The 20,081-nt window shown below is 36.9% G+C and carries 22 protein-coding genes; 18 read left to right on the top strand and 4 right to left on the bottom strand.

Annotation, left to right across the window (positions count from 1 at the left end; all coding sequences use genetic code 11):
* The first annotated feature begins 205 nt into the window (after positions 1-205).
* The 3 genes from ACPLVF_RS08815 (at position 206) to ACPLVF_RS08825 (ending at position 1,396) form a co-directional block, all read left to right on the top strand.
* Positions 206-532 (top strand): nucleotidyltransferase domain-containing protein, encoded by a 327-nt coding sequence (locus ACPLVF_RS08815; protein ID WP_424907466.1) that lies wholly within the window; start codon positions 206-208, stop codon positions 530-532.
* Positions 510-905 carry a HEPN domain-containing protein gene (locus tag ACPLVF_RS08820; protein WP_424907467.1) on the top strand — a complete coding sequence of 132 codons (396 nt, stop codon included), beginning with the start codon at positions 510-512 and terminating at the stop codon, positions 903-905. Before ACPLVF_RS08815 ends, ACPLVF_RS08820 begins: the two co-directional genes overlap by 23 nt.
* A 131-nt stretch (positions 906-1,036) precedes the next feature.
* Positions 1,037-1,396, top strand: a complete 360-nt coding sequence (locus ACPLVF_RS08825; RefSeq protein WP_424907468.1) for a nucleotidyltransferase domain-containing protein — start codon at positions 1,037-1,039, stop codon at positions 1,394-1,396.
* Between the two features lie 27 nt (positions 1,397-1,423).
* Here the strand turns inward: ACPLVF_RS08825 and ACPLVF_RS08830 are convergent, their stop codons facing one another.
* Both ACPLVF_RS08830 and ACPLVF_RS08835 read right to left on the bottom strand, forming a co-directional pair.
* Complete coding sequence (locus tag ACPLVF_RS08830) at positions 1,424-3,073, bottom strand: AAA family ATPase (protein ID WP_424907470.1); 1,650 nt, start codon at positions 3,071-3,073, stop codon at positions 1,424-1,426.
* A gap of 51 nt (positions 3,074-3,124) precedes the next feature.
* Entirely contained in the window at positions 3,125-4,438 is a 1,314-nt protein-coding gene (locus ACPLVF_RS08835) for an ATP-binding protein (RefSeq protein WP_424907471.1), read from the bottom strand.
* A gap of 74 nt (positions 4,439-4,512) precedes the next feature.
* Between ACPLVF_RS08835 and ACPLVF_RS08840 the strand changes: the two genes are divergently transcribed.
* A complete protein-coding gene (locus ACPLVF_RS08840) occupies positions 4,513-4,689 on the top strand; it encodes a hypothetical protein (protein ID WP_424907472.1) in 177 nt (58 codons plus the stop codon).
* A 79-nt stretch (positions 4,690-4,768) separates the two neighbouring features.
* Here the strand turns inward: ACPLVF_RS08840 and ACPLVF_RS08845 are convergent, their stop codons facing one another.
* Positions 4,769-5,266 (bottom strand): AbrB family transcriptional regulator, encoded by a 498-nt coding sequence (locus tag ACPLVF_RS08845; protein ID WP_424907504.1) that lies wholly within the window; start codon positions 5,264-5,266, stop codon positions 4,769-4,771.
* A gap of 409 nt (positions 5,267-5,675) precedes the next feature.
* Here ACPLVF_RS08845 and gap point away from each other — a divergent pair, with 409 nt between their 5' ends.
* The 4 genes from gap to ACPLVF_RS08865 all read left to right on the top strand — a co-directional run bounded on the left by gap (position 5,676) and on the right by ACPLVF_RS08865 (position 8,281).
* Positions 5,676-6,716 (top strand): type I glyceraldehyde-3-phosphate dehydrogenase, encoded by a 1,041-nt coding sequence (gene gap / locus ACPLVF_RS08850; protein ID WP_424907473.1) that lies wholly within the window; start codon positions 5,676-5,678, stop codon positions 6,714-6,716.
* 169 nt (positions 6,717-6,885) lie between these two features.
* On the top strand, positions 6,886-7,272 hold the full coding sequence (locus ACPLVF_RS08855) for a helix-turn-helix transcriptional regulator (RefSeq protein ID WP_424907474.1): 387 nt from the start codon (positions 6,886-6,888) through the stop codon (positions 7,270-7,272).
* Positions 7,273-7,274: 2 nt separating this feature from the next.
* Positions 7,275-7,754: a permease gene (locus tag ACPLVF_RS08860; RefSeq protein WP_424907475.1), complete on the top strand. Its 480-nt coding sequence runs from the start codon at positions 7,275-7,277 to the stop codon at positions 7,752-7,754.
* A complete protein-coding gene (locus ACPLVF_RS08865) occupies positions 7,751-8,281 on the top strand; it encodes a permease (protein ID WP_424907476.1) in 531 nt (176 codons plus the stop codon). Before ACPLVF_RS08860 ends, ACPLVF_RS08865 begins: the two co-directional genes overlap by 4 nt.
* A 9-nt stretch (positions 8,282-8,290) precedes the next feature.
* Here ACPLVF_RS08865 and ACPLVF_RS08870 read toward each other — a convergent pair whose 3' ends face one another.
* Positions 8,291-9,247 (bottom strand): aldo/keto reductase, encoded by a 957-nt coding sequence (locus tag ACPLVF_RS08870; protein WP_424907477.1) that lies wholly within the window; start codon positions 9,245-9,247, stop codon positions 8,291-8,293.
* 230 nt (positions 9,248-9,477) lie between these two features.
* Between ACPLVF_RS08870 and ACPLVF_RS08875 the strand changes: the two genes are divergently transcribed.
* From ACPLVF_RS08875 to ACPLVF_RS08920, 10 genes are all read left to right on the top strand, one after another.
* A complete protein-coding gene (locus ACPLVF_RS08875; protein WP_424907478.1) occupies positions 9,478-10,314 on the top strand; it encodes a PRD domain-containing protein in 837 nt (278 codons plus the stop codon).
* A gap of 181 nt (positions 10,315-10,495) precedes the next feature.
* Positions 10,496-11,872 (top strand): N-acetylglucosamine-specific PTS transporter subunit IIBC, encoded by a 1,377-nt coding sequence (gene nagE / locus ACPLVF_RS08880; RefSeq protein WP_424907479.1) that lies wholly within the window; start codon positions 10,496-10,498, stop codon positions 11,870-11,872.
* Positions 11,873-11,890: 18 nt separating this feature from the next.
* Positions 11,891-12,388: a PTS sugar transporter subunit IIA gene (locus ACPLVF_RS08885; protein WP_424907480.1), complete on the top strand. Its 498-nt coding sequence runs from the start codon at positions 11,891-11,893 to the stop codon at positions 12,386-12,388.
* Positions 12,385-13,335: a hypothetical protein gene (locus ACPLVF_RS08890; RefSeq protein WP_424907481.1), complete on the top strand. Its 951-nt coding sequence runs from the start codon at positions 12,385-12,387 to the stop codon at positions 13,333-13,335. The genes ACPLVF_RS08885 and ACPLVF_RS08890 overlap by 4 nt, the downstream gene beginning before the upstream one ends.
* Before the next feature lie 114 nt (positions 13,336-13,449).
* Positions 13,450-14,427: a UDP-glucose 4-epimerase GalE gene (galE, locus tag ACPLVF_RS08895; protein WP_424907482.1), complete on the top strand. Its 978-nt coding sequence runs from the start codon at positions 13,450-13,452 to the stop codon at positions 14,425-14,427.
* Between the two features lie 32 nt (positions 14,428-14,459).
* Positions 14,460-15,293 carry a purine phosphorylase gene (locus ACPLVF_RS08900; protein ID WP_424907483.1) on the top strand — a complete coding sequence of 278 codons (834 nt, stop codon included), beginning with the start codon at positions 14,460-14,462 and terminating at the stop codon, positions 15,291-15,293.
* The gene (locus tag ACPLVF_RS08905; RefSeq protein ID WP_424907484.1) at positions 15,262-16,278 is read left to right on the top strand and encodes an SPL family radical SAM protein; all 1,017 of its coding nucleotides are present in this window, start codon (positions 15,262-15,264) and stop codon (positions 16,276-16,278) included. Before ACPLVF_RS08900 ends, ACPLVF_RS08905 begins: the two co-directional genes overlap by 32 nt.
* Before the next feature lie 12 nt (positions 16,279-16,290).
* Positions 16,291-18,912 (top strand): DNA polymerase I, encoded by a 2,622-nt coding sequence (gene polA / locus ACPLVF_RS08910; RefSeq protein WP_424907485.1) that lies wholly within the window; start codon positions 16,291-16,293, stop codon positions 18,910-18,912.
* An 18-nt stretch (positions 18,913-18,930) separates the two neighbouring features.
* On the top strand, positions 18,931-19,530 hold the full coding sequence (gene coaE, locus ACPLVF_RS08915) for a dephospho-CoA kinase (RefSeq protein WP_424907486.1): 600 nt from the start codon (positions 18,931-18,933) through the stop codon (positions 19,528-19,530).
* A 16-nt stretch (positions 19,531-19,546) separates the two neighbouring features.
* The gene (locus ACPLVF_RS08920) at positions 19,547-20,077 is read left to right on the top strand and encodes a lytic transglycosylase domain-containing protein (protein WP_424907505.1); all 531 of its coding nucleotides are present in this window, start codon (positions 19,547-19,549) and stop codon (positions 20,075-20,077) included.
* Positions 20,078-20,081 lie beyond the last annotated feature (4 nt).

Here is a 20,081-nt window from a genome sequence, read left to right on the forward strand (position 1 = left end):
TTTTCTCAGAATATATCTACCTATGTTTAGGTGACATTTTCATAGAATATTGACAAACAAAATTAGCTAAAAAATAATAATTTTATCAGCGGAATTTTTGGCACTATCAATTTTTTTCTCTAAAAAATTGTCGGTAAATTTTATAAATGGTAAAATTATACTAAGCGGTATATATTTTATAATCAAAACGAAATGAGGTATAAATATGATTTATACTGAAGAAATAGATAAAATAAAAAAGCAAATAATGGAGAAATTTAAACCGGTAGATATTTTTCTTTTTGGGTCATATGCTAAGGGATTGATAACCAAAAAAAGCGATATAGATATATGCGTAATAATGGATATAAAAAAAGAAGAAAAAAGAGAAATGGCAAGAAGGATACTTATTGAGGTGGAATGTGAAAGTGATTTAGATGTAGTTGTTTATACCTTGGAAGAGTGGGAGAAATATAAGGATGACCCTTCCACTTTTGCAAATTTGATAAAAAGGACGGGAGTGAGCATAATTGATAGATACGATAAAGTATAAAGAATGGTTAGATATGGCAAAACGGGATATTAAAGCGGCCAAAATTTTATACGAATATGAAGGGGATAAAGGGATTATATGCTTTCACTGTCAGCAAGCAGTGGAAAAGTATTTAAAGGGTTATTTAATTTACAAAACGGGGATGCTTAATGAAGGGCATAGTTTGACAAAACTTTGTAAGAAAGCAAGTCAATTTGATGATAGATTCAAAAGTATAATTAAGGACTGTGCTTTTTTAAATCAATTTTATATTGAAACCAGGTATCCTGCGGAAGATCCGCTTATAGTTGAAGAGGAAGACGTTGAAGAAAGCATGCAAATTGCAGAGAGAATTATTAAATTAATTGATTCAATAATTGAAGAAAAAAGTTAATCGAAACTATGCATTCCTTCTAATGACGGGTCATTCTTTAAGGTCGAAAAAAACATAATTGATAGTAATTTTTATAAATGGTAAAATGATCATGAATGGGCATGTTTTGCAGAGTGAGGAGGCCATAAAATATGCCTGTGAGATCATTGAATTCGTCCGTGCTCAAATGGCCCGATGACAAAAGTGTAATTCTTTCATTGAAGGAATGGGTAGAAGGAATTACAAAAAAGCAACAAAATATTGTTAGAATCGGATATTTTGGCTCGTATGCCCGAGGTGATTGGGGAGTTGGAAGCGACCTTGATATAATAGTAATTATAGATAGTTCGGAAACTCCTTTTCATGAACGCTCTGTAAAATGGGATGTAAGTAAAATACCCGTTCCGGTTGATTTATTGGTTTATACGATGGATGAATTCGAAAGGATGAAAAAAAGTAATTCTAAATTTTATAAAGTAGTCGATAAAGAAGTAATATGGGTGTATCCCTAAGTTTTTAGCCCGCTTTTTTGCGGGCTTTTAAACTATCTTACACCTGCATCTTTTTCCCTTTAAAGCAATACCGGCTTTAACGATATTGCTAACCCTTTCCTTTAAATCTACCTCGTATCTTTTTTCTTCAATCTGCTCCAAGGCTTTTAAAGCTGTTTTTTCTAAATCCTCATCATCGGCTACTTTGAATTCCATAATAACTGCTCGGGGGATTTTTTTGTCAATTACCACCACATCATATCGCCCAAATCCGCTTTCCTTTTCGGATTTTACTTCAAACCTGTCGCCAAGGACACTTAGCATCCCGAGGACAAAAGCCTGATACACCCTTTCCGCTTCATTTCCTAACATGTGATAGCTTAAAACTTTTATGAGAATTTCGTTAAACTCTTTTTCAAAGGCTTTTTCATCTTGGGAAAAAAGGTGTTCAATAAGCCTTTCAACGCTGTTAGGCTCAAGATTCATGCTTTTTAGCCATGTTTCAAATATATCAACGTATAATTCCTTTAACTCCCTGTTCGGTATTAAAAGTTTACAATAGGCCTTTAATCCTTTTATAGACTTTTCCTGTGCGGTAAGATATCCCGCAAATAGGAATAAGCTCCATATAGCCTCTTTGTCGTAAGTTATATCCCTTAAGGCTGTAGAGATTTTTATATCCTTTTCTATGACTTCTCCGGATATAAGTTTTGATATCTGTTCTTTTATATCCGTACTACTTTTTACAATAAGGTTTCTTATCAAATCGTTGCTGGAAGTGTTTACCCAAAAAGCCTGGGGTTGTTTAAGAGAAATGTAGTTTATAACACTCCAAGGGTTGTATATGCCGTCGGTATTTCCGAATTTGTATCCGTTATACCATTCCTTTATTTCTTCATATCTATCCAGCATGTTAAAGTCTGAGAGCATTTTCTTTACTTCATCGTCGGTAAAGCCGAAGTAGGAGGAATAAAAGTCGTCGAGGACTGTGTATACTACGAGGTTGTTTAGTCCTGAGAAGATGTCCTCCTTTGCGACCCTGTAGACACCTGTTAAGAGCCCTTTGAATAAAGATGTGTTTCCTTTGAGGGCAGCGGTGAGCATACCCCGCATGAAGTCAACTGCTTTTTCGTAGTATCCATTTACATATCCGCTTTCTATGGGAACGTCGTATTCGTCAATGAGGAGGATTACTTTGCTTTGAAAATGGATTTCTAAGTAATACGATAGATTAGAAAGACTTTCCCGGTAGTCCGCAGGTTCTGCTTCTTTTTGCAGTATTTTTAAAAAATATTTTTTGTGATGGTCTTTTAGCTTTTCTGATTCTAAAAGGTAGCTAAATTTATCATACTCTTTTGATATAGCACTTTTTAAAACTTCGAAAGTATCTTCCCAGGAATTTGCTTTTGCATCTTTAAATGTTATATGTATTACCGGGTATTTATTCATATGCTTTGAAGCGATGGGGTCATTGTATATCTTCATGCCTTTGAAAAGGTAGGAATAGTCTTTCTCGTTGGAAAAGAAGTATTTTATCATGGAAAAGTTGAGGCTTTTTCCGAATCTTCTGGGGCGGGTAATTAGGATTGCGTTTGCGCCGTCAAGGAGCAGGTCTTTAATGAGCCCGGTTTTATCGACGTAGTAGTAATTTCCCTCGATTATGGTTTTAAAATCATCTATACCTGAAGGTAAAAGCAATTTATCACCCCTTAATGTTTGGTTGAGATTATTATATCACAATATTATTCATCACTTTATATCTTCTAATGTAAAAAGATAGATATTTTTATTTTCTTTAGCATATTCTATAAACTCCTTTGAAAATCCGCTCTTTGAAAAAAGGGAATAATGAATTTTATAGTTTTCATTATTTTTCCCATTTATTTTGACCTTTTTTGCTTTTTCCTTTAGTTTAAAAAATAATTCTAAGCTTAGCGGGTTGTTGTTGAACTTGCATTCCCCAAAAAGACAAATTTTTTCTTCAGGATTAATACCTACGATGTCTATTTCTTCGTCGCTATCCCACCATTTACCTATTTTTGGGAGTATAAAAGGAAATTTAAAAAGTAAAAACTGCCGGCAGATATCTTTAAAAGCAAAGGATACGTGGTTTTCAAAAAACCTTTCTTGAATTTTTTTTAATACATAATCTACCTTTTCTATTTCCAAGTAAGATTTATAGGGGAATACGAATTTAAACCAGAAATTAAGAAAATTATCCTTAATAAAATATAAACCTTTTTTGCTTTTTTCCGGATTTTCTTCCGTTATCGGGACAACCCTTTCGAGAATATCTAATTTTTGCAGGGTATCTAAATATTTTGTGATGTTTAATATAGAAAAATAGGTGATATTCTTTTCCACCTCTTTTTCGAGCAAAAATTCAGCTTCTTCGTAAAGAAAACTTCCTTTTTTCAGGACGTTTTCTGAGATTGCACTAAATAAATCTAAGTTTTTGAAATCAAACATTTCTATATATTTGGGTACACCGCCGGTAATACTGTATAAAAGGATATTTTTTTCGTTATCTTCTTCATTGTATAATAATTTGGCTTCAAAAAAGTTAAGGGGGCTTAATTTTATTTGAGCAGTTCTACGTCCAAACAGTGGGCTGCTGTAGGAAAGGGTTAAGTTTTCCATCATGCTGACATAGGAACCGCAGAGGATGAGCATGATGTTTTTTTTATTTAATATCTCGTCCCATATTTTTTGGAAAATACTCGGTATGGCTTTGTTTGTAAATGCAAGGTACTGGAATTCATCGATGACGATTACCAATTTTTCTTTTGTTTCGGGAATCAATTGAAAAATTTTTTCCCAGCTTTTTAAAAATACTTCTTTAAAAAGTTCTAAATTAAAATATGCGGTTATCTCTCTTTGAAAGTTTTTCATATTTTCTTCTTCTATTTCTTCAGTTGCAAGAAAGTAAACAGCGGGTTTATTTTTTATAAACTCTTTTATCAGCGAAGTTTTTCCCACTCTTCTTCGGCCGTATAATATTACAAAAGAAGGATATTTCGCCATAAAATAAAATGAGTAAATAGTTTCAATATGGAGTTTCATTATATTGACTTTCAAGAAAGTTTTTGTGTAAGTGGTCCGTACCTTATGCAGTATAAACGTTTGCGTCACAGAAGATGGAGGAATTTTGGACATGGGCGGGAATTGTTGGATGGACTACGACGATTGGAGGGGCCATTCAGGCGTTTTTGGGACTTTCAAAATTGGTTTATACCGTTGGGCTCCTCGAAGGGGCAGGGGCGGAGACCACCACCCAGTGCCCTACTTTTTACTTTCTCAGCATCCCCAAGTAGCTCATTACGCCGTCTCTGGCGTTTTTTTTACAGTCTTCACCAGTTCCTTAGCTGCTTTTATGGAACTGAACTTCAAACGCTACTTTCCGGAAAAATTTAGCGGATTGCCCGTAAGTCTGGAAACAATATAAACAAGTAACGGGTAAATTACGACGATTAAAATCCTTCGCACCGTCTGGATTACCACCACGGCCGGGTGGTTAACATCGTAGGACTCGGAAAGCACTATCATCTCCTGCATACCTCCGGGTACACTGCCGAAGAGCGAGGTATAAAGGTCGGTGCCGGTGACTCTGCTTACCACAAATCCAGTGATAACGCCGAATACGGCCAGCATAACCACTACCATAAGGGAAGGAATTAAATAGTTTTTAAGTTCCGACACCAGCTGCCTCGTGATCGAGAGCCCCAAAACCCCTCCCACGGTTATCTGGGCCAGGGTATTGAAGTACTCTGGAATCTCGGGCTTTGCACCGAGTAGATTTGCCGCTCCGACGAAAACCATGGCACCAATGAGACTTCCTGCCGGTAATCTCAGCTCCTTGCCTATAAAGCCTCCCACGATGGCAAGTATCATTGTTAATGTGACTTTATACAATGTCGTCACCTTCCTCTTTTCATGTTACAGGTTAATAAATCCGGCCAAAGTAGTTTATTCAGGTTTGTTTTATGATTTTGATGGGGTCATTGTATATCTTCATGCCTTTGAAAAGGTAGGAATAGTCTTTTTATCACCCCTTAATATTTGGTTGAGATTATTATATCACAATTCTTGATTGGTGGGTTTTATTTTGCTAAGATTGTCGGTAAATTTTATAAAAATAATTTTATAACCCTGATAAGAACATCATATTAATTTAATAAAATTCAAATAATACAGCAAATAGAATAAAATATGCAATAAATTGTAGCACAAATATAATAAAAATGATATAATATATACGTCATTATGAATACAATATGCGCAATATAAGGAGGTTTTTTAAATGAAAATAAAAGTTGCAATAAACGGTTTTGGAAGGATAGGGAAGAATGCTCTAAGAATATGGCTGGAAGGCAGGGCGGAGGATATAGAGGTGGTAGCTATTAACAGCACCAGCGGGCCGAGGCCTCATGCTCATCTTTTTAAATACGATTCTATATACGGTATTTATCCGGGAAGTGTAGATGCTTCCGACGACGTGCTTTTAGTAGACGGGAAGGCCATTCCCTTTTTTGCTGAAAAGGATCCAGAAAAACTACCGTGGAAGGAACTTGGGGTAGATGTGGTTATTGAATCAACGGGTAAAATAAAAAAGCGCGAGGATGCGGAAAAACATTTAAAAGCTGGTGCAAAAAGGGTTATAATAACAGCACCTGCTGAGGATGCAGACAGGACTATAGTAATGGGTGTCAATGAGAGGGATTTTGATCCTGAGAAAGATTACATATTGTCTTCTGCTTCCTGCACAACCAATTGCTTGGCACCGGTTGTAAAGGTGCTTGATGAGAATTTGAAAATTATAAACGGGTCTCTTACAACGGTGCACTCATATACTGCTGACCAAAACTTGGTGGATAAGCCACACAAGGATTTAAGAAGGGCAAGGGCGGCGGCAATGTCGATAATTCCTACCACTACGGGAGCTGCTAAGGCCATAGGGCTTGTTATTCCTCACCTAAAAGGGAAATTAAACGGGTGTGCCTTTAGAGTACCTACTTCTGCGGTATCCATAATAGATTTTGTGGCAAATGTAGAAAGGCCGACTACAAAAGAAGAGGTGAACGACTTATTAAAGAAAGCCGCAAAGGAAGAATTAAAAGGCATTCTTGAGTATACCGAGCAGCCTTTGGTTTCCACCGATTTTATAAAAAATCCACACTCTTCCATAGTCGACGGACTTTCAACAATGGTAATAGACAAAAAGGTAGTAAAGGTTCTTGCCTGGTATGACAACGAATACGGTTATACCATGAGGGCTTTGGAGCTTGCAGGATATATAGGAAAATTTCTTGTCGAGAGAGAAAATAAAGAGGCGTTAGTGTAAATAAAAAGATGATTGAGTAGGAGGATTTAAATTTTCTCCTACTCTTTTTTTTTAAAAATTTACTTGAAAAGTGAGGAAAATAAAATATAATTTTTATTAGGCATATATATGTTTAATACATATATATGAAGAAATTCAATTTAAAATAAAGAATAAGGTGGTGAGAAAAGTGTGCGGGCATAATAGCGATGGAAACAAAAAGAGCTGCCATTGTCCGGGCTTTAAGGTGGAAAGATTCATGCAGCCGTGTCTTCTTTTGCTTTTATACGAAAAGCCGTCGCACGGCTATGAATTAATGGAGAGGCTTTCGGATTTTGGGTTCAACGAGTGTATAGATCCGGGAGCGATTTACAGGAATTTGAGAAAGATGGAGGAAGAGGGGCTTATAAAATCCGAATGGGATACACAGGGAAAAGGTCCTGCAAAAAGACTTTACGAATTGACCGAAGAAGGGAAGGAAGCTCTTTACACCTGGGCCGAGCATGTCAAAAGGCAGATAAAAAGAATGGAGTATTTTTTGAAGCGGTACGACGAAACTTTCAAGGAAGGTGAGTAAATATGTTTACTTTTGTATTGTATTTTATTTCTTTGGCCTTTCTTTTAATCTCCTTTTATAAGGACAAAAAAAAGACCAAGATGGCTCTTATGAAATCTTGGAAATCCTTTGAAAACATTCTACCTGCTTTTGCGGGTGTGCTGGCTTTAATAGGATTGGTTTTAACGATATTGACTCCGGAGATTATATCAAAAATTATAGGAGCAAATACCGGATTTTTGGGAATGTTTATAACATCAATCATAGGGTCAATTACCCTCATCCCCGGCTTTGTAGCCTTTCCTTTGGCAGCATCTTTGATTCAAAGGGGTGCAGGGATAATGCAGATAGCCGTTTTTATATCAACCCTTATGATGGTAGGCTTTGTTACCTTACCCCTTGAAATAAGCTATTTTGGTAAGAGAGTAGCCTTTTTGAGGAATGCGTTAAGCTATATATTTTCCTTTATAGTAGCCTTGATAATAGGGATGGTGGTAAGATGAAGTTTTTTAAAAGGTATGCGCTTTTTATTTTAATTATCCTTTTGGATGTAATAATCTTATTTGTAAATAAACAACTCGGAATCAAAATTTTCATAAATACTAAGAGCAACTTCCTCAATATGCTCGGCGTAATACCGCCTATATTTTTGCTCCTGGGGCTTCTCGATATATGGGTGCCCAGGGAGACCATTATAAAGTACCTTGGAGAAAAGTCAGGGGTTAAAGGGGTATTGCTCAGCATATTTTTAGGTTCTGCTGCAGCGGGGCCCCTTTACGGCGCTTTTCCAGTAGCGGAGGTAATGATAAAAAAAGGTGCTAAGTTTTCTAATATATTGGTATTTTTGGGGGCATGGTCAACCCTTAAAATTCCCATGTTTTTGTTTGAAATGACTTCTCTCGGCACTAAATTTGCAGTGACAAGATGGATTGTGGATGTAATAGGCATAATATTAATTGCTGTTTTGATCGATAAATTTATAAATAGTGAAGAAAAGCAGAGGATTTACAGTAGGAAATTATGGTCTTAATATATTATTTTATATTACCCTTATTGCAAATTCCGGGCAGGATGCGGTGCAGTAGCCACAGGTTAGGCATTTTTCCTGGTTTATATAGGCTTTTTTCCTTCTTTCATCAAACTCCAACGCCATATTGGGACATGCAGAAAGACAGGTTTTACATCCTTTGCATAGGGAATCTACCACCATATACCTTTTTAAGTATCCCTCAAAGGAAGGCATTTTTCCTTCATCGTAGATGCCGTTAAAATAATCGATATTAAAGTCCACTTCTTCCTTGCTCACCATTCCTATAGCAATTGAATGATAGCCTTCTATTTTTCTTGCAAAGTCTAAGGCTTCTTTGTAATTGTTAATCAGTATTCCTCCGCCTAATACCTTCATTAAGAGTACACCTTTGCCCTTTTCACTGCACAGTTTAATAGCCCTTATCATGTCGTCAGTGCTGCCGGATAAAATTCCGATACCCTTTTTATTTATGATGGGGAAAACCACGTCAATGTCGTCTCTTTCTGCTGCAAGCTCGACTACTTTTACGTTATGAGTTGAAATACCTACAGCCTTTATAATACCCCTTTTTTTATAGGAAAGCAGGCATTCTAATGCACCCTTTCGCACCTCAAACACATCCGTTTCCACCCTTGCTGCATGTAAGAAGAAAATGTCTATATAGTTTCTTTCGAGTTTTTCTAAGGCTTCGTTTACCGCTTTTTCCATATCCTCATAGGATGAAGCTGTAGATTTAGTCGATATTACGGGGTTTTTGCCCGTCTTTTTTAATGCTTTCCTGATGGGGTCGTAGGTTTTGTACATCTGGGCGGTATCTATAAAATTTATACCCTTTTCGAGGGCATGAGCTATCACTTCGGTGCAATCCTCTACACTCATGTTTTTCTGCAATGGCCCCATAGGAAGGGCACCGAAGCAAAGCTCGGTAACCTCTATACCCGTTCTGCCGAGAACGTTCTTTTTCATGATTTATAGCCACCTTTCGTAAAAGTTCTATTTTTAAATTTTTGTTTATATATTATTTATATTATATATTCTATTTTTGCGAAGTTTTTCCTTTTAAGGAATTTAAAATTTATGAGTTTTTATTTTAAAATCAAGGATAAAAAGGTCTTAAAACATTGAGAAACCTATTGATAGAAAGTATAATTAAATTGCTGAAGTTAAAATTCTTTAAAAAATTAAGGTGTGGTAATATGGCATTTAAAATCATTAAGGTTTTAAATAACAATACGGTTTTAGCAAAGGATGAAACAAAGGATAAAGAAGCGGTGCTGATGGGAAAGGGTTTGGGTTTTAGCAAAGTGCAAGGACAGAGGGTGGAAGAAGACAAAATAGAAAAAGTATTTTATTTTTATGATAAAAAGGAGTTTAGGCAGTATGAAGAGCTGACGGAAAGGATAGATAGAAAGGTAGTTGAGGTAACAGGAGAGATAATATCGTTGATTTCGGAGGAGATAAAGGAACCTTTAAGTGAACATATTCACCTCGCATTAACCGATCATATAAATTTTACTTTGGAAAGGCTTTCTTTGAATTTAGATATAAAAAATCCTTTTCTCGACGAAATCAGAATTTTATATCCTAAGGAATATGCTCTTGCTATTAAGGCAAAAAATATTATTGAAGAAAGATTGGGAGTGTGTATTCCAGAAGACGAAGCAGGATTCATAGCTATGCATATTCATGCCGCTATGGTAAATGCTAAAATATCAAAAACCGTAAAATATACCCATATGATTGAGGAAATGACAAAAATTATTGAAAACTTATTAAATGTAAAAATTAATAAGGATGATATTAATTACGGCAGATTGGTAGTTCATCTGAGATTTGTATTAGAAAGAGCGGAAAAGGGGAATTTTATTAAAAACCCGCTATTAAAGGCTGTGAAAAAGAATTTCAAAGGGAGCTTCAATATAGCAAAAAAATTAGGAGACTATATCGAAGAAAAAATGAAGGTAAAGCTTCCGGAAGATGAGCTTTCTTACCTTGCTATGCATATCCAAAGAATAAAGGAAACCAGTTTTTAATAAAAAGAATTTGAAATTAAATATATTGAAATTTTCCAAAAAAAGCAATATAATAAAACTAAGTGAAGAAAATATATGTTGAAACCGGCGTGTTACTGCAAAGTCAGGCATGAGCTGGGAAAGGATTCCGTTTTCCTTTCTCGGCTCTTTTTATTTATTTAAATTTTAAGGAGGGATTTTAATGAATGACAAGTTAGGAGGACTTCAAAAGCTCGGTAGGGCACTTATGGCCCCTGTTGCTGTTTTACCTGCTGCTGCCTTGTTACTTAGGCTTGGAGCCCCGGATGTTTTTAATATTCCTGTGATGATGGCAGGAGGGCAAGCTGTTTTCGACAACCTTCCTATGATTTTTGCCCTTGGTGTTTCAATGGGCCTTGCAGAAGGAGCGGGTGCTGCTGCTTTAGCAGGGGGCGTCGGCTATTATGTTTTGACAAGTGTTCTTGCAGCCATAAATAAGGATATAAATATGGGTGTTCTGGGTGGAATTATTACCGGTATATTAGCTGCGTATTTGTACAATAAGTATAAGGATATAAAACTTCCGGATTTTTTAGGGTTTTTCGGCGGGAAAAGGTTTGTTCCGATTGTCACAGCTGCAGCTATGTTAATTCTTGGAATAGTATTTGGTTTTATCTGGCCGCCCATCCAAAAGGGAATATATGCGGCAGGCCAATGGATTATCGGCGCAGGAGCTCTCGGAGTCTTTGTTTACGGTGCTTTAAATAGGCTTTTAATTCCCTTCGGACTTCATCATGTTATAAACAGCCTTGTTTGGTTTGTTTTCGGCCAGTTTACAAACGCTCAGGGTCAGGTTATTACTGGAGACCTACACAGGTTTTTTGCGGGAGACCCTACAGCCGGTATTTTTATGACAGGATTTTTCCCTATTTTTATGTTCGGTCTTCCGGCAGCATGTCTTGCTATGCTCCATGAAGCAAAAGAATCTCAAAGGAAAGCGGTAAGCGGTGTCCTTATTAGTGCTGCTTTGACTTCACTCTTAACGGGTATAACCGAGCCGATAGAATTTTCCTTTATGTTTCTTGCACCGGTTTTATATGTGGTTCATGCGATTTTAACAGGATTGTCCCTTGCTATTACCTATTTATTGGGATTAAGACATGGTTTTGGATTTTCTGCAGGGCTTATTGATTACGTTTTGAACTATGGGCTTGCTACAAAGCCTTTGATGCTGATACCCATAGGTGTGATTTACGGTGTTGTATATTATGCTCTTTTCAGGTATATTATAAGAAAATACGATCTTCCGACGCCCGGCAGGATTGAGGGTGAAGCTACTGGCAAGTCAGGAGAAATCAAAATAAGTGAAAAAGCCAAACTTATTTTAAACGGCATTGGAGGAAAGGAAAATATAAAAGTCCTTGATGCCTGCATTACGAGGATAAGATTGACTTTAAAAGATGAAGGGAAAATGGATGAAGATATTATAAAAAGCGCCGGTGCAACGGGTATAATGAGACTGGGCGGAGGTAATGTCCAAATTGTTGTCGGCACTGATGCGGAGCTGATCGTTGAAGAAATGAGGAATGTAATGCGGTAAAAAATGAGGAGGAATATTATGATTTTTAAGATATTCAAAGAAAAAAAGGAAGCACAAAACGAAAAATTAGAAGTATTTGCATCTTTAACAGGAAGGGTTTTAGATATAGAGAATGTTCCCGATGAAGTATTTTCAAAAAAAATGTTGGGAGATGGTATAGCTATAGAACCGTCAGAAGGGGAGCTTACCTCCCCTTTTGACGGTAAAGTAAAACAGGTATTTTCTACAGGACATGCTCTCGTTTTGGAATCAAGGGGGATTCCCTTTTTAATTCATGTGGGCATTGATACGGTTAAATTAAAAGGAGAAGGTTTTCGGCTTTATGTAAACGAGGGCGATGCTGTAAAAAAGGGACAGCTTCTTTTAACTTTTGATAAAGAATTGATTTTTAATAAAGGCTTTAGTTTAATTACTCCGGTTATTATACCAGATATGAAAAGAGTTAAAGGTATTATTAAGACTGATAAAAAAAATGTAATAAAAGGTGTTGACGTATTATTAGAGGTGATTCTATGAAAAGGATTTTTGAACTTTCCTACGAAGATTTTTTTAGATTGAAAAAGAGGGAAATTTTAAATACAATAAAACACTCCGAAGGTCGCACCGTAATGGCGGAATGCGTGATATCCTGCCCACCACTTGTTTACGGAGTAAGCAATCTTGAGCTTGCGGCTGCTTTCGGGGCGGATATGGTAACCTTAAATACCTTTGATTTTGATTATCCTTTTGTATTCGGGATTGATGATGAAGGACTTTCACTGACAAGACCATGGGAATTTGCCGAAAACCATAGGATAAAAACTGCGGAAAACAGAGAAAATCCGGATTACATAAAAAATATAAAAAACATTGTTGGAAGGTTTATCGGTGTTAATTTGGAGCCTGTTCCCGAGGAAATAAAGGATTTTCCAAAGGGCAGGAGGGTTTCAAAGGAAAATTTAGAAAAAGTAAAGTTTTACGGTTTTGATTACGTTGTAATTACAGCAAATCCAAATACTGGAGTTTCATCAGATGATATTATAAAAAGTCTTGAGCTATGTAATGAGATATTAGGCGAGGATGTGATAATAATTGCCGGTAAGATGCATGCAGCGGGAAAGGAAAATGTATTTGACGAAAAAATCGTGAAAGGCTTTGCTATAAACGGTGCAGATATAGTTTTGATTCCTGCTCCAGGAACAGTGCCGGGCATGGACGTAGATACTGCAAAGAGGCTTATTTATGAAATCCATTCAGAAGGGGCTCTTGCAATGACTGCAATAGGGACTTCTCAGGAAGGTTCGGATAAAGAGACTGTAAAGAATATAGCACTCCTTTCAAAAATGGCGGGGGCCGATATACAGCATATAGGAGATGCGGGATTTTCGGGCATTGCTTTCCCTGAGAATATAATGGAGCTTTCTATTGCTGTAAGGGGTAAAAGGCATACCTATAGGAGAATGGGGTATTCCTTAAGAAAATAAGACGAGGCGGTATTTACCGCCATTTTTTATTTTAAATTTTCATAAAAAATGTGTTAGAATAAAAATAGAATTTTGAGGAGGAAATTTTGATAGGATTAGGAAAGGAGAAAGGTTATGCCAAGGGTTTTTGTAACCGGAGGAGCAGGCTACATAGGAAGTCATGCGGTGAAGATGCTCGGGGAAGAAGGCTTTGAGGTAGCTGTTTACGACAACCTTTCTACGGGAAAGTCATCTTCGGTGCTTTACGGCAGGCTCATTAAAGGAGATATTTTGGATTATGAAGCTTTAAAAAATGCTATTTTAGAGTTTAAGCCCGATGCTGTGATGCATTTTGCTGCAAAGATAGTGGTACCCGAGTCGGTGGAAAAACCCCTTTTGTATTATGAAAACAATACAATGGGAGCCTTAAATGTTTTGAAGGCAATGAGGGAGGCTAAAGTAAAAAAATTCATCTTTTCCTCTACTGCGGCTGTTTACGGACAGCCGGAAAAAATGCCTATAAAAGAGGATTTTCCCCTTTCACCTATAAACCCTTACGGTAGATCAAAGGCTTTTGTAGAGGCAATACTTAAGGATTTATCTTTTGCGGAAGATTTTGACTATGTTTCTTTAAGGTATTTCAATGTTGCTGGTGCTGACCCCGAAGGGAAAATAGGAGAGACTAAGGAGAACGCCACCCATTTGATAACCATGTGCGTAAGGACTGCCTGTGGGAAAAGGAAAAAGCTTTCGGTCTTCGGCACGGATTATCCCACAAAGGACGGTACATGTATAAGAGACTATATACACGTTATGGACCTTGCAGAGGCTCATATCCTTGCATTAAATTATCTTTTGGAGGGTGGCAAAAGCCAAGTTTTCAACTGCGGTTACGGCAGGGGGTTTTCGGTTTTAGAGGTGGTAAATGAGGCAAAAAGGGTAACAGGTGTAGACTTTCCAGTGGAATTTAAAGAAAGAAGGCCGGGAGACCCTGCAGAGCTCGTTGCCGATTCGGAAAAAATAAGAAGGGTTTTGAACTGGAAGCCAAAATACGACGATTTATCCTTTATTATCAAAACAGCCTTTGAATGGGAAAAAAATATGGTAAAATAAAATGTAAAATATAAAAGGGAGAAACTTTTAAGATGATTTTTATTTCCTGTGCTTTTCCGGCAGAGGCAAGGCCTTTGATAGATTTTTACATGCTAAAAAAAATCCCACGCCCCTCTAAGTTCGAAGTCTATGAAGGGGAAGACGTGGTTTTGGTTATAAGCGGTATGGGTGCCGTGATATCTTCGGCTGCCCTTTCCCATGTTTTGACCCGGTATTCCGCAAAGAATACCGATGTTGCGGTAAATATCGGCATTGCCGGTGCGGTGAACGAAAATTATAAAAGAGGGGACCTAATACTTTGCAATAAAATAGTAAACACCTTTTCTGAAAGGTGCTTTTACCCCGATATTTTGGTAAAACACGATTTCAAAGAAGGGACTTTGCTTACATATTCCCGTCCCGTCTTGGGGAAGGAAAAAGTTTTACATAAAGGCGATTTGGTAGACATGGAAGGGGCGGGCTTTTTCGAGGCTGCTTCTTCTTTTTTGTATATCCACAACATTCAGGTGATAAAGGTAATATACGATTTTTTAGATGATCTTACTGTCAAAAGGGATGAAATTTATAAATTAATTGGGGAAGGGCTTGCAAAAATAGATTCTTTTTTAAAGACTTTAGAGAAAGCTAATGAATTAATAGAAAATCCCCTTACTCCCGAAGATGAAAGGATTTTAGCCCAAATCGCGAAGAATTTAAGGTTGACTTTCACTATGGAAAAGATGCTTTATAATCTTGCTTTAGCCTATAAAATTGTAAAAAAAGAAAAAGACCTGAAATTTTTAGAAGAATACTTGGGATTAAAACCAAATTCTAAAAAGGAAGGGAAATATTACTTTGAGCTTATCAAAGAACTGCTTAAGATTTAGTCCTTTTTCTCATATTTATGTTGAAGAGGAAGCTTTTGATTTTCCTATTACCTGGGAAATATTGTCGAAATTCGAAAAATCAAGGATAATTTCCATATATAATTATAAGGAGGTTTTTGCAAGGCCGAGGCAAAATTATAACCTTCAAAAAAAGGCTGTCAAGCTTATCCTTGCTGTAAAAAAGGGACAGTTTCTTTTTGAAGGTCCTGAGGTTTGCCATAATTTTGGATTTGAAAATTTTTATTATACTTCTCCCATATTAAACTGCCCTTATAACTGCAGCTACTGCTTTTTGAAGGGTATGTACCCTTCTTCAAATATGGTAATATTTGTAAATATTGAGGATTTTTTTAAAGAAATAGAAAAATTATTGAAAGAAAAAAAGAGGCTCTATATTGCTGCTTCTTATGAGACAGACCTTTTGGCCCTGGAGCGCATTGTGCCTTATACTCGGTTTTTTATAGACTTTTCCAGAAAAAAAGAAGATTTATTAATCGAAATAAGGACAAAAAGCGCAAATTTCAATGCCGTAAAAGATGTTTTACCATCGGAGAATATAATCCTTTCATGGACCCTCTCAACGGAAAAAATAGCTTCAAAATACGAAAAAAATGCTCCAGACATCAAAAAAAGGATAAAATCTATAAAAGAGGCGCAGGAAAGGGGATATAAAATAAGGATATGTTTTGATCCTTTAATATTCTACGAAGATTTTGAAAAGGATTTTAAGCATTTGATGGAGAATGTTTTTAATAACATTGACCCTGAAAGGGTTTATGATATAGGGTTAGGGGTTTTCAGGATTCCCTCTGATTATTTGAAAAATATAAGGGCAAGGGGAATATATGATGAAATCTTTTATTACCCCTACGAAGTAGGGAATAAGGTGTATTCCGTAGAAAAAAATATAAAGGATAAAATGCTTGATTTTTCTATTAAGGAATTATCAAAATTTTTGCCGAAAGAAAAAATTTTTTATTTATAGGGAAGGGATTTTATGGAAAAACTTCTTTTAATAGATGGAAACAGTTTGATGCATCGAGCTTTTTATGCCATACCATCCCTTGCGACTTCAAAAGGTGTTCCCACAAATGCGGTATTCGGATTTACCAATATGATTTTTAGGCTTTTAAAAGAGGAAAAACCGGATTATATGGCTGTTGCCTTTGATAAAAAGGCTCCTACTTTTAGGCATATAGAGTTTCAGGATTATAAAGCAACGAGGGCAAAGGCGCCTGAGGAGCTTTTAATCCAGTTTCCTCTTTTAAAGGAAATTTTATCCGCTATGAACATCAAATTTCTCGAAGTAGAAGGTTTTGAGGCTGACGATGTTTTGGGGACGCTCTCGAAAAAAGCGGAAGAAAAGGGACTTTTTACACTCATCGTAACGGGGGATAAGGATGCCCTTCAGCTTATAAGCGAGAAGACCCATGTTATGCTAACAAAAAAAGGAATAACCGAAATGGAAGTTTACGACCAAAAAAAGTTTTATGAAAAATACGAGCTTAATCCTTCCTGCATCCCGGATTTAAAAGGCCTTATGGGAGATGCTTCCGACAATATACCGGGAGTTCCTGGAGTTGGAGAAAAAACGGCAATAAAGCTCTTAAAAGAATTTGAGAATCTGGAAAACCTTTATGAATCCCTTTCAAAGGAAGAGGACGAAAGGGTAAAAGGGAAGTTAAAGGAAAATCTTTTGGCCAATAAAGACCAGGCTTTGAAGTCAAAGCGCCTTGCCACAATCATCAGGGATGTCCCTATAATAGTGGATTTTATGGAATTAAGGGTAAAAGACCCGGATAAAGAAAGGCTGATAAGCCTTTTTAAAGAATTGGAGTTTAACAGCCTCATTAAAAGAATTTCGGTGAAAATCGAAGAAGGCGATGAGGATAAGGCAGCGGAAAAGACGTTGAAAATAAAGGAGGAAATAGAAGAAAAGCCCCAGGAAAAGGCTTATATTATAAAGGATAGAGAAGACTTATACCGGCTAAAAGAGGATGCAAAGAGTGCGGGTATGCTTTCTATATTTCTTTCGCAAAATAGGCTCTTATTTTCTGAGGGGAGAAGGGTGTTTTCTTTAAGTTTAGAGCGTCTTCAGGACAACGATGTAAAAAATCAGCTCAGGGAGATTTTTTTGATAGACAGCATCAGAAAAATTGCCCATGACGGGAAAATGCTAATCGAATATTTTGCAAAGCTGGGAATAAGTTTTTCGTATGAATTCGATACGATGATTGCATCCTATCTAATCAATTCTTCTAAAAACCGTTACGACCTTGAATCTGTTGCTTATGAACATTTAGGAGTGGATTTAAAGGATAAAGCCGACGAAGAAAAATGTTTTTCTTTGATTCCCTTAGAAGGGGTTTTGGAGGAAAGGCTTAAAAATGATGGATTAGAGGGTTTGTTTTATTTTATAGAAATGCCTTTGTGCCATATATTAGCCGATATGGAAATGACGGGGTTTAAAGTAGACAGGGGAAAGCTAAAGAAGCTGTCTAATGAATTTGGCGAAAGGTTAATAAAGCTTACCGAGGAAATATATGAGCTTGCCGGGATATCTTTTAATATAAATTCCACAAAGCAGTTAGGAGAAGTGCTTTTTGAAAAGCTTCAGCTTCCGACGGTAAAGAAAAAGAAGACGGGTTATTCCACTGATGCGGAGGTTTTGGAAAAATTGAGGGGAGCTCATCCCATAATTGAAAAGCTTTTGGAGTACCGCTTTTTGATGAAGATGAAGTCTACTTATGCGGATGGGCTTTTAAACATGGTAGATAAGGAAACCTCCCGCATTCATACCTCTTTCAATCAGACCATAACCGCGACGGGAAGGATTTCCAGCACTGAACCCAATTTGCAAAATATTCCCGTAAAAACCGAAATAGGGAAGAAGATAAGAGGGGTTTTTGTTGCGGATGGGCCAGGGCACATACTTTTGTCCGCAGATTATTCCCAGATAGAGCTTCGCATCCTTGCCCACATGTCCGGGGATGAGAAACTAATAGAGTCCTTCATAAAAGGTGAGGATATTCATACCAGGACAGCAAGCGAGGTATTCGGTGTCCCTTTAGAAAAGGTTACTCCGGAGATGCGGAATAGGGCAAAGGCTGTAAATTTCGGAATAATTTACGGGATAAGCGATTTTGGGCTTGCTCAGAGCCTGAATATATCTACCAAAGAGGCAAAGGAGTATATAGAGAATTATTTTAAAAGGTATCCAAAGGTTAAAGAGTTTATAGATGAGACTATAAAAAAGGCAAAAACACTGGGCTATGTCACCACCATTTTTAACAGGAGGCGCTACCTCCCCGAAATTTCAAGCAGGAATTTTAACCTCAGGTCTTTTGCAGAAAGGGCTGCTGTGAACTCTCCCATTCAGGGGAGCGCAGCGGATATTATCAAACTTGCAATGGTTAAAATATATAGAGAATTAAAAAGAAGAGGGTATAAGACCAAGCTTTTGCTTCAAATACACGATGAGCTGATTTTTGATGTGCCCTTAGAGGAACTCGATTCTGTAAGGAATTTGGTGAAGTACCAGATGGAAAAAGTAGTGGAACTCCGGGTTCCGTTAACCGTTGATATGAAGGAAGGTTTTACCTGGGAGGAATTAAAATAAAAAGAGGAGGAGAGGGCTTTGAAGGTCATAGGCTTGACTGGGGGAATTGCCAGCGGCAAAAGCACCGTCTCCAACATTTTGCGGGAAAAAGGGGCATATATTATCGATGCCGATGAAATATCAAAAGCCCTCGTTGAACCGGGAAAACCGGCTTATAAGGAAATTGTGGAATTTTTCGGAAAAGAAATTTTAAATGAAGACGGCACTATAAAAAGAAAAAAACTTGGTAAAATTGTATTTGCCGACACAGAAAAGCTTTCTGTTCTAAATAGTATTACTCATCCTAAGATAATTGAGGAGATAGAAAAAAAATTAAAGGAATGCCGTGAAAGAGATGAAAAAGTAGTAGTCATAGATGCAGCGCTCTTAATAGAACTCGGTCTTTATAAATTGGCTGATGAGGTTTGGCTGGTAGTCGTTGATGAAAAAACACAGCTTGAAAGGCTTTTAAAAAGGGATAGGTTTTTAGAACCAAAGGAAGCAAAGGACAGAATAAGGGCTCAGATGCCCCAGGAAGAAAAGAAAAAATATGCTACAAGGATCATAGATAATACGGGGGATTTTTCACACCTTAAAGAACAGGTAGAAAAATATTGGAGGGAATTGGTTGAATCGTAAAAGTTACTTTAATAGGATGCTGTCTTTGTTTATTATCGCAGGAATTATTGCACTTTTTTTTAATATAACATGGTTTTTAAAGACGATTTATCCTTTAAGGTATGAAAATTATATAGTAAAATATTCCGGGAAATATGATGTTGACCCGTATCTCGTGGCTTCAGTAATAAAAATAGAAAGCAATTTTAATCCTAATGCGGTATCAGAAAAGGGTGCTGTAGGGCTCATGCAGCTTATGCCCGACACCGCGGTTTGGGCTGCAAAGACCATGGGAATAAAAAAGGAAAAGATAGACTTAATGGAACCAGAGACCAATATTATGCTCGGCACATGGTACCTTTCGGATCTTTTAAAGGAATTTGATGGAAATTTAGTCTTGACACTGGCAGCTTACAACGGAGGGAGGGGTAATGTAAAGGAATGGATTGATAAGGGTTTGATTGACAAAAATTCGGAAGAAAATATTCCTTTTGAAGAGACAAAGTTCTTTGTTATGAAGGTGAAAAAAGCTTATTATTGGTATAAAAAATTGTATAAATTAAAATAAATTT

Origin of the sequence: Thermovenabulum sp., assembly GCF_049701175.1 — a bacterium.
Classification (GTDB): Bacteria; Bacillota; Thermosediminibacteria; order Thermosediminibacterales; family Thermosediminibacteraceae; genus Thermovenabulum.

Bases quoted from the DNA above. Each gene is read 5' to 3' on its own strand.
- polA (WP_424907485.1), top strand. From the start codon at position 16,291: ATGGAAAAACTTCTTTTAATAGATGGAAACAGTTTGATGCATCGAGCT.
- gap (WP_424907473.1), top strand. From the start codon at position 5,676: ATGAAAATAAAAGTTGCAATAAACGGTTTTGGAAGGATAGGGAAGAAT.
- ACPLVF_RS08865 (WP_424907476.1), top strand. From the start codon at position 7,751: ATGAAGTTTTTTAAAAGGTATGCGCTTTTTATTTTAATTATCCTTTTG.
- ACPLVF_RS08825 (WP_424907468.1), top strand. From the start codon at position 1,037: ATGCCTGTGAGATCATTGAATTCGTCCGTGCTCAAATGGCCCGATGAC.
- ACPLVF_RS08890 (WP_424907481.1), top strand. From the start codon at position 12,385: ATGAAAAGGATTTTTGAACTTTCCTACGAAGATTTTTTTAGATTGAAA.
- ACPLVF_RS08835 (WP_424907471.1), bottom strand. From the start codon at position 4,438: ATGAAACTCCATATTGAAACTATTTACTCATTTTATTTTATGGCGAAA.
- ACPLVF_RS08870 (WP_424907477.1), bottom strand. From the start codon at position 9,247: ATGAAAAAGAACGTTCTCGGCAGAACGGGTATAGAGGTTACCGAGCTT.
- ACPLVF_RS08920 (WP_424907505.1), top strand. From the start codon at position 19,547: ATGCTGTCTTTGTTTATTATCGCAGGAATTATTGCACTTTTTTTTAAT.
- ACPLVF_RS08875 (WP_424907478.1), top strand. From the start codon at position 9,478: ATGGCATTTAAAATCATTAAGGTTTTAAATAACAATACGGTTTTAGCA.
- ACPLVF_RS08815 (WP_424907466.1), top strand. From the start codon at position 206: ATGATTTATACTGAAGAAATAGATAAAATAAAAAAGCAAATAATGGAG.
- nagE (WP_424907479.1), top strand. From the start codon at position 10,496: ATGAATGACAAGTTAGGAGGACTTCAAAAGCTCGGTAGGGCACTTATG.
- galE (WP_424907482.1), top strand. From the start codon at position 13,450: ATGCCAAGGGTTTTTGTAACCGGAGGAGCAGGCTACATAGGAAGTCAT.
- ACPLVF_RS08840 (WP_424907472.1), top strand. From the start codon at position 4,513: ATGGAGGAATTTTGGACATGGGCGGGAATTGTTGGATGGACTACGACG.
- ACPLVF_RS08860 (WP_424907475.1), top strand. From the start codon at position 7,275: ATGTTTACTTTTGTATTGTATTTTATTTCTTTGGCCTTTCTTTTAATC.
- ACPLVF_RS08845 (WP_424907504.1), bottom strand. From the start codon at position 5,266: ATGATACTTGCCATCGTGGGAGGCTTTATAGGCAAGGAGCTGAGATTA.
- ACPLVF_RS08885 (WP_424907480.1), top strand. From the start codon at position 11,891: ATGATTTTTAAGATATTCAAAGAAAAAAAGGAAGCACAAAACGAAAAA.
- ACPLVF_RS08900 (WP_424907483.1), top strand. From the start codon at position 14,460: ATGATTTTTATTTCCTGTGCTTTTCCGGCAGAGGCAAGGCCTTTGATA.